At 63.9% G+C, this 13,410-nt stretch carries 13 protein-coding genes; 7 read left to right on the forward strand and 6 right to left on the reverse strand.

Annotated features, from left to right (window positions below):
* Positions 1–43 precede the first annotated feature (43 nt).
* Both M3P21_RS05430 and M3P21_RS05435 read right to left on the reverse strand, forming a co-directional pair.
* Positions 44–508: a DNA polymerase III subunit chi gene (locus M3P21_RS05430; RefSeq protein WP_249707515.1), complete on the reverse strand. Its 465-nt coding sequence runs from the start codon at positions 506–508 to the stop codon at positions 44–46.
* Position 509: 1 nt separating this feature from the next.
* Positions 510–1,982, reverse strand: coding sequence for a leucyl aminopeptidase (locus M3P21_RS05435; RefSeq protein ID WP_249707517.1), 1,473 nt, complete (start codon positions 1,980–1,982; stop codon positions 510–512).
* A gap of 135 nt (positions 1,983–2,117) precedes the next feature.
* Here M3P21_RS05435 and lptF point away from each other — a divergent pair, with 135 nt between their 5' ends.
* Genes lptF through rsmA form a run of 6 tightly spaced genes read left to right on the forward strand, consistent with a single transcriptional unit; the run spans position 2,118 to position 9,546 of the window.
* On the forward strand, positions 2,118–3,257 hold the full coding sequence (gene lptF / locus M3P21_RS05440) for an LPS export ABC transporter permease LptF (RefSeq protein ID WP_249707519.1): 1,140 nt from the start codon (positions 2,118–2,120) through the stop codon (positions 3,255–3,257).
* On the forward strand, positions 3,254–4,351 hold the full coding sequence (gene lptG, locus M3P21_RS05445; RefSeq protein ID WP_249707521.1) for an LPS export ABC transporter permease LptG: 1,098 nt from the start codon (positions 3,254–3,256) through the stop codon (positions 4,349–4,351). Before lptF ends, lptG begins: the two co-directional genes overlap by 4 nt.
* On the forward strand, positions 4,351–6,507 hold the full coding sequence (locus M3P21_RS05450; protein ID WP_249707523.1) for an LPS-assembly protein LptD: 2,157 nt from the start codon (positions 4,351–4,353) through the stop codon (positions 6,505–6,507). Before lptG ends, M3P21_RS05450 begins: the two co-directional genes overlap by 1 nt.
* Positions 6,492–7,730: a peptidylprolyl isomerase gene (locus tag M3P21_RS05455; protein ID WP_249707525.1), complete on the forward strand. Its 1,239-nt coding sequence runs from the start codon at positions 6,492–6,494 to the stop codon at positions 7,728–7,730. The genes M3P21_RS05450 and M3P21_RS05455 overlap by 16 nt, the downstream gene beginning before the upstream one ends.
* Entirely contained in the window at positions 7,727–8,707 is a 981-nt protein-coding gene (gene pdxA / locus M3P21_RS05460) for a 4-hydroxythreonine-4-phosphate dehydrogenase PdxA (protein WP_249707527.1), read from the forward strand. Before M3P21_RS05455 ends, pdxA begins: the two co-directional genes overlap by 4 nt.
* Complete coding sequence (gene rsmA, locus M3P21_RS05465; RefSeq protein WP_249707529.1) at positions 8,704–9,546, forward strand: 16S rRNA (adenine(1518)-N(6)/adenine(1519)-N(6))-dimethyltransferase RsmA; 843 nt, start codon at positions 8,704–8,706, stop codon at positions 9,544–9,546. Before pdxA ends, rsmA begins: the two co-directional genes overlap by 4 nt.
* Positions 9,547–9,989: 443 nt before the next feature.
* Here the strand turns inward: rsmA and M3P21_RS05470 are convergent, their stop codons facing one another.
* The 3 genes from M3P21_RS05470 to prfA form a co-directional block, all read right to left on the reverse strand.
* The gene (locus tag M3P21_RS05470; protein ID WP_249707531.1) at positions 9,990–10,562 is read right to left on the reverse strand and encodes a DUF4167 domain-containing protein; all 573 of its coding nucleotides are present in this window, start codon (positions 10,560–10,562) and stop codon (positions 9,990–9,992) included.
* A 231-nt stretch (positions 10,563–10,793) separates the two neighbouring features.
* Positions 10,794–11,639: a peptide chain release factor N(5)-glutamine methyltransferase gene (gene prmC / locus M3P21_RS05475; RefSeq protein ID WP_249707533.1), complete on the reverse strand. Its 846-nt coding sequence runs from the start codon at positions 11,637–11,639 to the stop codon at positions 10,794–10,796.
* Complete coding sequence (prfA, locus tag M3P21_RS05480) at positions 11,636–12,691, reverse strand: peptide chain release factor 1 (protein WP_249707535.1); 1,056 nt, start codon at positions 12,689–12,691, stop codon at positions 11,636–11,638. The genes prmC and prfA overlap by 4 nt, the downstream gene beginning before the upstream one ends.
* Positions 12,692–12,754: 63 nt before the next feature.
* Here prfA and M3P21_RS05485 point away from each other — a divergent pair, with 63 nt between their 5' ends.
* Positions 12,755–12,988, forward strand: coding sequence for a hypothetical protein (locus M3P21_RS05485; protein ID WP_249707537.1), 234 nt, complete (start codon positions 12,755–12,757; stop codon positions 12,986–12,988).
* Here the strand turns inward: M3P21_RS05485 and M3P21_RS05490 are convergent.
* Positions 12,977–13,381, reverse strand: coding sequence for a DUF1499 domain-containing protein (locus tag M3P21_RS05490; RefSeq protein ID WP_249707539.1), 405 nt, complete (start codon positions 13,379–13,381; stop codon positions 12,977–12,979). The genes M3P21_RS05485 and M3P21_RS05490 overlap by 12 nt on opposite strands.
* Between the last annotated feature and the right edge of the window lie 29 nt (positions 13,382–13,410).

Here is a 13,410-nt window from a genome sequence, read left to right on the forward strand (position 1 = left end):
TGAGCAGACATCTAACTACCCTGAAAACTGCTCGCAGAACCAACTAACCTGCGCTCTCAGCCTTCTTCTCCCAGCGGCCCGATTCCTCGGACCAGTATTGGGCGGCGCAACCCGCGCTGGTCAGGAATTTCCACTGCCCTCGCGCCCGGTCCGTCGCCTCGGGATCGTTGCCGTCGAACAGGATGCAGACCCGGTCCAGTGCCGCGATTTCCTCGGGCGTGACCTCAGCCCCGTCGATCGCCATGACGCAGGCCGGATCATTTGCCGCCTCGGCGCTGTCGGTCAGCAGGATGGGCTGGGCAGCGTCATGCGGCCCGCCTGCGCGGCCATGCGGCAGAAACCCCTCTTCCGGCCCCAGCCACAGCCTTTCGTCCAGCCAGTCGAGCCGCCCCGCATCCGTCCCCCGCACCGCAACCCGCCAGCCCGCGCCGCGCGCCTTGTCCAGCAGCACCGGCAGGGTCTGTTCCAGCGGGTGCCGGGTCAGGTGGTAGAAATAGGCGGCCCCCATCTCAGCCCTGCTCGAACTTGTCCTGCACCAGACGGTTGAGCGCCATCACCCCCCAGCCGGTCGCGCCCTTGGGAGCATAAGAGGTCTCAGCCTTGACTGAGGCGACCCCGGCGATGTCGAGGTGAATCCATGGCGTTTCCTCTTTCACGAACCGGGCCAGAAACTGCGCGGCGGTGATCGAGCCCGCCGGGCGGCCGCCCACGTTCTTCATGTCGGCGATCCGGGATTTCAGCTGGTCGTCATAGGCCTTGCCCAGCGGCAACCGCCAGGCGCCCTCATCCTCGGCGCCCGCCGATTTGAGGAAGCCATTGCACAACTCGTCATTGTTCGAAAACACCCCGGCATTCTCATGCCCCAGCCCGATGATGACCGCGCCGGTCAGCGTGGCCAGATCGATCATGCCCGCCGGTTTGAACCGCTCCTGCGCGTACCACATCACGTCGCACAGCACGAGGCGGCCCTCGGCGTCGGTGTTGATGATCTCGACCGTGTCACCTTTCATCGAGGTCACCACGTCGCCGGGTCGCGTGGCATTACCCGAGGGCATGTTTTCCACCAGACCGATCAGGCCGACCACATTGGCCTTGGCCTTGCGCAGGGCCAGCGCCTTCATGGTGCCCGCGACCACGCCCGCGCCGCCCATATCCATGGTCATGTCTTCCATGCCACCCGCCGGTTTCAGCGAGATGCCGCCAGTGTCAAAGACCACGCCCTTGCCGACCAGCGCCAGCGGCGCGTCGCCCTCAGCGCCGCCTTTCCACTGCATCACCGCCACTTTCGACGGGCTGTCCGAGCCCTGCCCGACGCTCAGCAGCGTGCGCATGCCCAACTCGGCCAGCTTGTCCTCGTCAAGAATCTCGACCTCGACGCCCAGTTCGCACAACGCGCTGACACGGTTGGCGAATTCCGTGGTGGTCAGCACATTGGCGGGTTCGTTGACCAGATCGCGGGTCATGTGCACGCCCTCGGCCACCGCCAGCAGCGATTCTGCGGCCTCGGCAACCTCGTCGGATTTGGTGTGCGCGATCACCACCTCGCCCCGCTCGTCGCTGTCAGCGGTCTTGTGCGCGTCAAAGCTGTAGCCGCGCAGGGCGATGCCAAGCGCCAGTTCCTCGGCCTTGTTCTGGCCGCCCGCCATAAGCTGCATCACCGCAGCGCCTTTGGCCTTGGCAAGTGCGGCGCCAGCCTTGCGCGCCTCGACCACCGACGGTCGGCGCGGCAGGACCAGCACATCCAGCGCCTCGGCAGCCATGCCAGCGGGCCAGGCCAGCGTGATCACTTGCCCGGGTTTGGCTTTTTCGAATTTCTCGCTGTCTACCAGACGCGCCACCGCCCCCTTGGTCAGCCGGTTGGCGCGCCGTGCCGCCGGGTCCAGCTTGCCCTCGGGTGGTACGATTATGACAACCCGGCCCGTGGCCCCGGCGATGGTGTCGAGATCGGTGGGCTGGAAACGGATCGGGATCAGGCTGCTCATCTGCGGCTCCTTGGTGTCATTTGCCCCAAGAGGTAACGCGATGCCCCCCCCTTGACCAGATAGCAGTTTTCCCGGCGCTCCATTTGATCTAATGTCGCGCGAAAAGAAACGATTGGCAGGATCGAGGGGACCGCAGTGACACGATACGACAGATATGTGCTGTCGCAATTTCTGCTCTTCTTCGGGTTTTTCGCCCTGATTCTGGTTGCCGTCTTCTGGATCAACCGGGCGGTATCGCTGTTCGACAAGCTGATCAGCGACGGCCAGTCGGCGCTGGTGTTCCTGGAGTTCACCGCCCTTGCCCTGCCCAACCTGATCCGCATGGTGCTGCCGCTGGCGGCCTTCGCGGCGGCGGTCTATGTCACCAACCGGCTCAAGAATGACAGCGAGCTGACGGTGATGCAGGCCACCGGCTCCGGCCCGTGGCGGCTGGCACGGCCCGCCATCGCCTTTGGCGTGGTGACCGCCCTGATGATGAGCCTGCTGACCCATCTGCTGCTACCGTCCTCGGTCAAGCAGCTTGAGATGCGCCAATCCGAGGTGGCCCGCAATGTCACCGCGCGCCTGCTGACCGAGGGCAGCTTCCTGCATCCCGCCGATGGCGTCACCTTCTATATCCGGCAGATCGACCCGGACGGCACGCTGAACGACGTGTTCCTGTCCGATCGCCGCGATCCGGCGGAAAGCACCATCTACACCGGGGCCAAGGCGTTTCTGGTGCGCGACGGCGACAGTGCCAATCTGATCATGGTCGACGGGCTGGCGTTGCGGCGCGACCGCGCGGGCAATACTCTGTCCTCGACCGCATTCTCCGATTTCTCCTATGACATCACCAGCCTGATCCGCCGCAGCGAGGACCAGCGCCGCAGCATCCGCGCCATCCCGACGACCGAGATGATTCGCGATCCCGCAGGGATCGAGGACAAGGACGGGCTCAGCCCCGGCAAGATCGCCGAAGAGTTGCATCTGCGCTTTGCCCGGGCGCTGGTGTGCATCGCAGTAACCATGATCGGCTACGCCACGCTGATGCTGGGCGGGTTTTCGCGATTCGGCGTGTGGCAGCAGGCGCTGTTGGCGTTTCTGATCCTTGTGTGTCTTGAGGTGCTGCGCGGGGTGGTGTCGGATGCAGTGCTGCAGGATGCCAGCCTCTGGCCGCTGATCTATCTGCCCACCGTGCTGGGGATCGCCATTGCCTGCCTGTTCCTGCAATTCGGTTCGCGGCCGCTCTCGGTCATCCTGCGTGGATCGCGCCAAGGCGGAGGCCAGCCAACATGATTCTGGACCGCTATTTCGCCCGCCGCTTCGTGCAGGGATTCGTGGTGATCGGCATGGTCTTCGTGACGCTTATCCTGCTGATCGACCTGATCGAACAGCTGCGACGTTTCGAAGGTGACGGAGTTGGCTTCGGCCAGATACTCACCCTGACCCTGTTGAGCGTCCCCGCCGCGATCAGCGAGATCCTGCCCTTGCTGATGATCCTGTCGACCATCGTTCTGTTTGTCGGTCTGGCGCGCAGTTCCGAACTGGTGGTGACACGCGCGACCGGGCGGTCGGGGCTGCGGGTGCTGGTCGCGCCGGTGCTGGTTGCGGCCTGTATCGGTGGGCTTGCCGTTTCAACCCTCAACCCGATGGTGGCGGCGACCTCCGAACGGGTGCGGATTCTGGGCGACACCTATCGCAATGGCGGTCCCTCTGTTCTGTCGCTGAGCGGTGAGGGCCTGTGGCTGCGTCAGGGCGACGATCGGGGCCAGTCCGTCATCCACGCAACCGGTTTCGAAGAGGACAGCCGCACCTTGCTTGGCGTGACCATCCTGTCCTATGCCCCCGACGGCGGACCGCTGCGGCAGATCGACGCTGAAACGGCCCAACTGGTCGGTGAGGAATGGATTCTGCGCAACGCCAAAGTCTGGCCGCTGACCCCGGGGCTCAACCCCGAATCCAACGCCGTTTTGCATGAAACGCTCGAGATCGGCACAACCCTGACCGAAGAACGCATCCGCGACAGTATCGGACGGCGACAGAGCATCTCGATCTACGATCTGCCCGAGATGATCCGACAGTTGCGCGACGCCGGGTTCTCGACCAAACGGCACGAGGTTTGGTTCCAGGTCGAACTTGCCCGGCCGCTTTTCCTGATTTCGATGGTCCTGATCGGTGCCGCCTTCACCATGCGGCACACGCGCTTTGGCGGCACCGGCGTCGCGGTTCTGGCCTCGGTGCTGCTGGGCTTCACGCTCTACTTCATTCGCAACTTCGCCCAGGTGCTGGGTGAAAACGGGCAGATTCCCGCGGCACTGGCCGCCTGGGCCCCGCCAGCCGCCGCAATCATGCTGGCGCTGGGTCTGCTGCTGCATGCAGAGGACGGATAATGACCCGACTGCCCCTTGCCCTGTTGCTCGCCTGCCTGGCCGCTGCCCCCGCTGCGCAGGCGCAGAGCACCTCCCTGGCGCCCGGGTCCGAAACGCAGGACCAGACCCCCGCGCTGCTGGTTGCCGACCAGGTCTTCATCACGCCGGAGCGCCAGCTGATCGCCGAAGGCAATGTCGAGGCCTATCAGGGTGAGGTGCGCCTGCGAGCGCAAAAGATCACCTTTGACCGAGAAAGCGGCACCTTGTCCATCGAAGGCCCGATCCGCATCGATCAGGGCGGCGAGATCACCATTCTGGCCGATGCCGCCGAGATGGATCAGGGGCTGCAGAACGGTCTGCTGCGCGGTGCCCGCATGGTGTTCGAACAGCAGGTGCAACTGGCCTCGCTGCAGATGACCCGCGTCGGAGGCCGCTATACGCAGCTTTACAAGACCGCGGTGACCTCGTGCCATGTCTGCGAGGATGGCCGCCCGCCGCTCTGGCAGATCCGGGCGCAGAAAGTGACCCATGACGAGGCCGAGCGGCAGCTTTATTTCGAAGGCGCGCAGTTCCGGGTTCTGGATGTGCCGATATTCTATTTTCCGGCGCTGCGCCTGCCCGACCCGACCCTGAAACGCGCAAACGGGTTTCTGGTGCCGTCGATCCGGTCTACCTCGCAATTGGGCGTCGGGGTGCAGGTGCCCTATTTCTTCAAGATTGGCGATCACCGCGATCTGACACTGACGCCCTACCTGTCGTCAAAGACCAAGACGCTGGGTTTCCGCTATCGGCAGGCGTTCCGGCGCGGCCGCATCAACATCAACGGCGCCTATACCCGCGACGACATCCTGAAGGGCGAAGACCGGGGCTATCTCTTTGCCGACGGGACCTTTGCGCTGAAAAACGGCTATCGCCTCAGCTTCGATCTGAAAACCGTGTCCGATGACGGCTATCTGCTGGATTACGGCCTGCCCGATTTCGACCGCCTGCGCAGCCAGATCGCGCTGGAGCGTGCCACCCGCGATGAGGCATTTCTGGCCCGGTTTATCCACTACAAGTCGCTACGAGATGACGAGGTGGACGATGAAACAGCCTCGCAGGTCTTCGACCTCGACTATCAACGGCGCTATTTTCCCAGTTTGATAGGTGGCGAATTCCGCCTGAGCTTCGAGGGGCATGCCCACCGCCTTGATTCAGACCAGAATGTGGTCGGACGCGACCTGGCCCGCGCAACGGCGGACGCGGGCTGGGACCGCCACTGGATTCTGGGCTCGGGGCTGCGCACCGAGTTGCATCTGGGCACGTCGGTGGACGGGTTCCAGATTAGCGACGATGACACCTATCCCGACAGCATCCTGCGCGCGACACCCCGCGCCGCCCTTACCTTGCGCTATCCGATGACCCGGCGCGAGGCGGCGGGGGCCACGCAATATCTCGAGCCGATTGCGCAGCTGGGCTGGACCCATGTGACCAACTCGGACGTTCCCAATGACGAAAGCGGCTTCGTCGAGTTCGACCAGGGCGACCTGCTGCGCCTGTCGCGCTTTCCGGCACCGGATGTGCGCGAGGATGGCGCAACCTTCGTCTATGGCTTGAACTGGGCCCGCTACGATCCGGCCGGCTGGCAGGCCTATGCCACAATCGGTCAGGTGTTCCGGCAAGACGCGAACCCGAACTTCACCAAGACGTCAGGGCTGCAGGGCAAATCGTCGGATATCCTGCTGGCCGGGCAGATCCGCATGAATAATGGTCTGGCCCTGACCACGCGCGGAATCCTGAGCGGGGAACTCAATTTCGACAAGGCCGAGGTGCGGGCGGACTGGTTCAGCGATCGGCTGAACTTCAGCAGCACCTATCTCTGGCTGGGTCGCGACGAACAGGAAGACCGCGACATGGCGGTGTCCGAGGTCTGGTTCGATGGCGGCTATCAGGTCGATCCGAACTGGCGGGCACTGGCGGATCTGCGCTATGACATTCAGGACTCGCGCGCGGTGCGGACCGGGATCGGCGCGATCTACAAGAACGAATGCCTGACCATTAACATTTCCCTGAGCCGCCGCTATACATCCTCAACCAGCGTGGAACCTTCCACGGATTTCGGAATCTCGCTTTCACTGGACGGGTTTGCCGTCGAAGGCGCAAGCAAAGAATACAGGCGATCATGCAGAAAATCCTGACACGGCTGACAAGACCTCTTGCGCTTGGCACGGGCCTGGCGCTGAGCGTGATCCTGACGCAGGGTGCGGCACAGGCGCAGGGCCTGTTCTCGCCCGCGATCCGCGTCAATCAGGAGATCATCACAACATTCGAACTTGAGCAGCGCATCAAGTTCATGGACATCCTCAACCTGCCCGGCGATCCCGAGAAAGACGCGCGCGAAGCGCTGATCGACGACCGCCTGCGGCAGCAGGTGATCAGCGAAGCCGGAATGGAGGTGGCGCCCGAGGACGTGCAAGTTGCGATCGACGACTTTGCCAACCGGGCCGACATGACCGGCGAAGAGTTCGTCAAAGCGCTGAACGATGCCGGTATCTCGCAGGAAACGCTGCGCGATTTCGTCCGCAACCAACTGGCCTGGCGCGACTATGTTCAGGCGCGCTACCTGTCACAGGCCCGCCCCACTCAGCAGGAGATCGACCGCGCCCTGGGTCAGGCTGGTGGCAGCGGTGGGCTGCGGGTGCTGATGTCCGAGGTGATCATTCCGATTACGCCGCAAACCCTTGCCCAGGCAGAAGCCCTGGCGGCGGAGATTTCGCGGGTTGAAGGCTATGACGCCTTTTCAGCCGCCGCGGCGCAATATTCGGCATCGGACACCCGCACCAATGGCGGTCGCCTTGACTGGTTGCCGATCACCCAGATCCCACCGGCTCTTCAGCCTGCGATCCTTGCTCTGGCGCCGGGCGAGATTACGTCTCCGATCCCGCTTCCCAACGCCATCGCCCTGTTCCAGATGCGCGGCATTCAGGAGGTCGCAGCCGGCACCCCGCGCTACGCAACGATCGACTATGCCACCTATTTCATTCCCGGCGGCCGCACGCCCGAGGCACTGTCGAAGGCAGCCGAAATCGCGGAACGGATCGACACTTGTGATGATCTTTATGGCATCGCCAAGGGCCAGCCCGAAACCGTGCTGGACCGCAAGAACGCAAAGCCCTCGGAAATCCCCAAGGATATCGCGCTGGAACTGGCCAAGCTCGACCCGGACGAGGTTTCGACCACGCTGACGCGCAACAACGGACAGACGCTGGTGCTGCTCATGCTGTGCAGCCGGACCCGCGATCTGGGCGATGATGCCTCGCGCGAGGATGTGGCCCGCGCCCTGACCGAACAGCGCCTGAACGCCTTTGCCGCCAGCCTGCTGGCACAGCTGCGCGCCGACGCGGTGATCGTCGAGCAATGAGCAGACTGCCGATCGCGCTCAGTTGCGGCGAACCGGCCGGGATCGGCCCGGAGATCGCGTTGAGCGCATGGCAAGCCCTGCGCGACACCTGCCCCTTTGTCTGGATCGGCGATCCGCGCCACCTGCCTGCCGGTGCGCCTGTGGTGACCGTCGCCGACCCGGCCACCGCCGGGGCGATCTCGGCCTCCGCTCTGCCGGTTCTGCCGCTGTCCTTTGCGGGCGACGCCATCCCCGGCCAGCCCGACCCGCGCAACGCCAAAGGCGTCATCTCGGCCATTGAGACCGGTGTTGATCTGGTCCGCTCGGGGCATGCCTCGGTGCTGTGTACCGCACCAATCCACAAGAAGGCATTGATCGACGGCGCCGGGTTCGCCTATCCCGGCCATACCGAGTTTCTGGCCGCCCTCGGCGGGGTCGACCGGGTGGTGATGATGCTGGCCAGCGAGGCGCTTCGCGTGGTCCCGGCCACGATCCACATCCCGCTTTCGCAGGTGCCCACGGCCCTGACCCCCGGCCTGCTGCGTGACACTGTCACGATCACCGCGCAGGGGCTGAAGGATCAGTTCGCCATCGCGCAGCCGAGGATCGCCATCGCCGGTCTCAACCCGCATGCGGGCGAAGGCGGCGCGATGGGGACCGAGGAACTGGACTGGATCGCGCCGCTGATCGCGCAGATGCAGGACGAAGGTCTGCGCGTCACCGGCCCGCATCCGGCCGATACGATGTTTCACGCCGCCGCTCGGGCGCGCTATGACGCCGCCATCGCGATGTATCACGATCAGGCCCTGATCCCGATCAAGACGCTGGATTTCGACCGGGGCGTGAATGTCACCCTCGGTCTGCCCTTCCTGCGCACCTCGCCCGATCACGGCACCGCCTTCGACATCGCCGGGAAAGGCATCGCCAATCCCGCCAGCCTGATCGAGGCGCTGAAATTGGCGCAGCGCATGGCCCAGACACGCCAAGGCCCGCAATGAGCGCCATCGACACCCTGCCCCCGCTGCGCGAGGTCATCGCGAGTCATCAACTGTCAGCGCGCAAATCGCTGGGCCAGAACTTTCTGCTGGATTTGAACCTGACCGCCAAGATCGCCCGGCAAGCGGGGGACCTGTCGCAATGTGACGTGCTTGAGATCGGCCCCGGTCCCGGTGGCCTGACACGCGGCCTGCTGTCTGAGGGCGCGCGCCGGGTGCTGGCGGTGGAAAAGGACACGCGCTGCATTCCCGCGCTGCAAGAGATCGCCGCCGCCTATCCCGGACGGCTGGACATCCTCAATGGCGACGCGCTCGAGATCGATCCGCTGGCCCATCTGACACCGCCGATTCGGGTCGCGGCCAACCTGCCCTATAATATCGGCACCGAATTGCTGGTGCGCTGGCTGACACCCAGCGACTGGCCACCCTTCTGGCAGAGCCTGACGCTGATGTTCCAGCGCGAAGTGGCCGAACGCATCGTGGCCCAGCCCGGCAGCAAGGCTTATGGGCGGCTTGCCATTCTTGCCCAATGGCGCGCCGAGGCGCGGATCGTGCTATCGCTGCCGCCCGGCGCTTTCACCCCGCCGCCGAAAGTCTCGAGCGCGGTGGTCCACCTGACCGCCCTGCCCGCGCCGCGCTATCCGGCCGATGCAAAAGTGCTGAGCCGCGTGGTCGCCGCCGCCTTCAACCAGCGCCGCAAAATGCTGCGTGCCGCGCTTAAGGGCGTTAGCCCCGATATCGAAGACCGCCTGCTGGCGGCGGGAATCAAGCCCACCGAGCGCGCCGAACAGGTCTCGCTTGAGGCATTCTGCAGCCTGGCCCGCCAGATATCTGAGGCTTGAGCGGCGCCGCACAGGCGGAAAGAACACACCAATCCAATTGTTTTGGTGTCACGATCGAAACAATGAACCCTGCAGGCTATCCATTGTTCAGCAAATCCGGGTTTTGGGAAGTCAAATCCAGCGGAGTGAACAAAATCACAGTCCAAACGGCGCTGATCGGCTAGGCTCACAGACCTGTTGGTCAGTTTCTGTGTGTGTGAGGCCCGTTTTGAAAACCATTCATCACCCAAACAACCCATTTTCGGCAGCGCGCGGCGCGTCTACGCGCAAACCCGACGACACCGGGGCGATCTTTCCCGTCCTTGAATTGGTGATCTTTGCCTGCGCATTCGGGGTGACCGGCGCGCTGGCTGCATTTTTCCTGTCCTGATCCCATTGTGACCGGGAGCACGAGACGAACAGAACGCCCACCGTGCGGGCGTCCAATGTCGTTTGCCTGACCGTTATTCTGCCGCTTCGGGTGCGTCGCCGGAATCGGCGGCGGGAGTGGCATCGGTGCTGTCGGTGGCTTTCGGCTTGCGGGCGCGGGGCCGGCGCGCCGGTTTCTTGGGCTTGCTTTCCGGCGTTTCGACCAGACCGCTTTCGCTGCTCTCGTCATCACCTGCAATATCCAGAACATCGGGCTGTGGCGCTTCGGCCGGATCAGACGCAGGCGCTGCGGGCGCGGGTGTCGCCGATTCGCGTTCCTGACGCTCGGCACGTTCCCGGTCGCGTTCGGCCTGACGTTCGCGGTTCTGGCGTTCCTGCTCTTCGCGCCGCGCATCCATTTCGCGCTGCGCCTCGCTTAGCAGACGCAGGTAGTGTTCCGCATGCTGCTGAAAATTCTCGGTGGCGACGCGATCATTCGCAAGCTGCGCGTCGCGAGCCAGCTGGTTGTACTTGTCAATGATCTGTTGCGGTGTACCGCGCACCTTGCCTTCGGGGCCGGAGCTGTCAAACACGCGATTGACGACGTTGCCACCAGAGGGCCGGTTACGGTTGTTCTTCGACCGCGAACGGGATTTGGACGATCTCATTTTGTTTTAGTCAGCCTTGTCTTTCGAATGTCGATCACCCTGTTCTCCGCTTCATGCGACCACATACGCCGGGTATCGACTTTTTGGGCTTAATGTCGCGGGCGAGCCTAATGCCTCATCCGCTGCGACACGTCTGAGTAAACACGTCCTGTCGCCACAAACAAGAGGGCAGACCGAAAAAAACGGCATTTTGCAAAGCATATGGCCAATTGACGCTGAAGAGAGACGGGTTCATGCGGGATTCTGCGCCAGAATGACGCGGTCATGGCCGGACAGGTCGCGGATCACCTGCACCTGCGCCAGCCCCGCGGCTTGCACCAGCGCGCTGACCGCCTCTGCCTGCGTCGACCCGATCTCCAGGATCAGGCGGCCCTGCGGGTGCAGAAAATCGCACGCCGAAGCGGCGATCCGGCGATAGGCCTCAAGCCCGTCGCTGCCATCGGTCAGTGCCATTTCCGGCTCATGCTCGCGCACTTCGGCGGCGAGGCCGGGCATCTCGTCGAGCGCAATGTATGGTGGGTTGGCGACGATCAGGTCGTACTTGCCCTCGACCGCGCCGAACCAGTCCGAGCGGCAGATATCGGCGCGATCCTCGACCCGGTGCAACACCGCATTGGCGCTGGCCTGCAGACAGGCGGCTTCGCTCAGATCAACGCCGATCCCGGTGGCGCTGGGGCGTTCGGCAAGCAGAGTCACCAGAATACAACCCGAGCCCACACCCAGATCCAGCACCCGCTCAAAGGGCAGCGACAGCGCCACTTCGATCAGGGTTTCAGTCTCGGGGCGTGGGTCCAGCACATCACGGCTCAGCTTGAAGCGGCGGCCATAGAATTCCCGCTCGCCCAACAGATGCGAGACCGGCACCCGGATGGCACGCAGAGCGATCAGATGGTCGTAGCGCTCGGCAATTTCCGGGGCGAGGTCTTCGGGCGCGATCAGCGTGACGCGGCTGGCCTCGATCCGGGCGGCATGGGCCAGCAGCACGCGCGCATCGCGGGCCGGGTCGGGAACGCCTGCGGCTCGCAGCCGCGCTGTGGCCGCAACCATCGCCTGGGCGGCTGTCTGGGCCGTGCTCATTGGCCCATCTCGGCCAGCAGCCGGGCCTGATCATCGGCGGTCAGCGCGTCGATCACCTCGTCCAGATCGCCCTGCACCACCTGATCCAGCTTGTAGAGTGTCAGGTTGATCCGGTGATCGGTCATGCGGCCCTGCGGGAAATTGTAAGTGCGGATGCGTTCCGAGCGATCGCCCGAGCCGACCTGGCTGGCACGATCGGCTGAGCGCTCGCTGTCGATCCGCTGCCGTTCCAGATCATAAAGCCGGGTCTTGAGCACCTGCATCGCGATCTCGCGGTTGCGATGCTGGGATTTTTCAGAGCTGGTGACCACAATGCCGCTGGGGATATGGGTGATCCGCACCGCGGAATCGGTGGTGTTCACGTGCTGCCCCCCTGCCCCCGAGCTGCGCATCGTGTCGATCCGCAGATCATTCGCGTCGATCTGAACATCCACATCCTCGGCCTCGGGCAGCACCGCCACGGTGGCCGCCGACGTATGGATGCGCCCGCCGCTTTCGGTGCTGGGCACCCGTTGGACCCTATGCACACCGGATTCGTATTTCATCCGGGCAAAGACATTCTCGCCCTTGATATGCACCACGACATCCTTGATGCCGCCCAGTTCTGTGGCCTGTTCCTCGACAATCTCGAATTTCCAGCCGCGCGATTCAGAGTAGCGCTGATACATGCGCAACAGATCCCCCGCGAACAAAGCCGCTTCGTCCCCGCCAGTGCCGGGGCGGATTTCCAGCATCGCGGCACGCGCGTCAGCCTCGTCGCGCGGCAGCAGCGCCAGTTGCAGCGCGTGTTCGGCCTCGGGCAGCTTTTCACGCAGCAGCGGCAGCTCTTCTTCGGCCAGTTCCTTCATGTCGGGGTCCGAGAGCATCGCTTCAGCCTCACCCAGATCAGCGAGGATCTGACGCCAGGCGGCGATCTGTTCCACCACCGGTCTCAGGTCGGAATATTCCTTGGCCAGCCGCGCGATATCGCCGCCCGCCGCGCCATCGGCCATCGCCGCCTCGAGGTACTGAAACCTCTGGGTAATCTGTTCTAGTCGTTCTTCAGGAACCATCCGGGCGGTGTCCGATATCGCGGGGCTTTGGTCAAGAGCCTAGACTGTGCTAGGCTTTGGGGCATGACACGACACCTACTTGTTTTTCTGCTGATCGCGAGCCCGGTTCTGGGTGACGTCACTGGCCCCGGCGGCAAGGTTCAGGACTGCTATTGCACCGACAAGAGCGGGTCGCGGATCGAGCTGGGCCAGACCATCTGCATGCAGGTCGATGGGCGCATGTTCATGGCACAATGCCAGATGTCGCTGAACGTGCCGATGTGGCGCGAGGTTCAGAAGGGCTGCCTATCCTCCTGACGGCATCTGCGCGATCCACGCCTCGACCCGCTTGCGGTTCACGCCGAAATCCGATCTGCCAAAGCGCAGCCTGGCATGGATGCGCAATATCTCGCCCTGTTGTTGTGCCGTGGTGTAATCGGGAAAACCGAACACCTTGGTGCGGGTGATATAGGTGATCATGCCCTCATCAAGTGATCCGGCCAGCACTTTGGTGCCCGCACCGGCGCGTGCCACCGCGTCGAACTGCTTGAGCGCATCCGGCCCCGTCCGCAGAACCCGCAGCACGCTGCCTTTGCCGTTGACATCGCTGTCGCCAACCGGCGCGACATGCCATTCTGTCACCTCCGACGGCGCGAGGCGCACATAGCCCAGAACCACCACAACCGCGATCAGCAGCACCCAAATCAACATCGCAATCCGTCCCAAATCCGGTTCCCTTT

Origin of the sequence: Ruegeria spongiae (assembly GCF_023502395.1) — a bacterium.
Classification (GTDB): Bacteria; Pseudomonadota; Alphaproteobacteria; order Rhodobacterales; family Rhodobacteraceae; genus Ruegeria_C; species Ruegeria_C spongiae.

What these genes read in the sequence shown, in the direction of transcription:
- M3P21_RS05490 (WP_249707539.1), bottom strand. Translation starts at nt 13,381, where the DNA reads ATGTTGATTTGGGTGCTGCTGATCGCGGTTGTGGTGGTTCTGGGCTAT.
- M3P21_RS05485 (WP_249707537.1), top strand. Translation starts at nt 12,755, where the DNA reads ATGACACGACACCTACTTGTTTTTCTGCTGATCGCGAGCCCGGTTCTG.
- prfA (WP_249707535.1), bottom strand. Translation starts at nt 12,691, where the DNA reads ATGGTTCCTGAAGAACGACTAGAACAGATTACCCAGAGGTTTCAGTAC.
- lptG (WP_249707521.1), top strand. Translation starts at nt 3,254, where the DNA reads ATGATTCTGGACCGCTATTTCGCCCGCCGCTTCGTGCAGGGATTCGTG.
- M3P21_RS05450 (WP_249707523.1), top strand. Translation starts at nt 4,351, where the DNA reads ATGACCCGACTGCCCCTTGCCCTGTTGCTCGCCTGCCTGGCCGCTGCC.
- prmC (WP_249707533.1), bottom strand. Translation starts at nt 11,639, where the DNA reads ATGAGCACGGCCCAGACAGCCGCCCAGGCGATGGTTGCGGCCACAGCG.
- M3P21_RS05430 (WP_249707515.1), bottom strand. Translation starts at nt 508, where the DNA reads ATGGGGGCCGCCTATTTCTACCACCTGACCCGGCACCCGCTGGAACAG.
- M3P21_RS05435 (WP_249707517.1), bottom strand. Translation starts at nt 1,982, where the DNA reads ATGAGCAGCCTGATCCCGATCCGTTTCCAGCCCACCGATCTCGACACC.
- rsmA (WP_249707529.1), top strand. Translation starts at nt 8,704, where the DNA reads ATGAGCGCCATCGACACCCTGCCCCCGCTGCGCGAGGTCATCGCGAGT.
- pdxA (WP_249707527.1), top strand. Translation starts at nt 7,727, where the DNA reads ATGAGCAGACTGCCGATCGCGCTCAGTTGCGGCGAACCGGCCGGGATC.
- M3P21_RS05470 (WP_249707531.1), bottom strand. Translation starts at nt 10,562, where the DNA reads ATGAGATCGTCCAAATCCCGTTCGCGGTCGAAGAACAACCGTAACCGG.
- M3P21_RS05455 (WP_249707525.1), top strand. Translation starts at nt 6,492, where the DNA reads ATGCAGAAAATCCTGACACGGCTGACAAGACCTCTTGCGCTTGGCACG.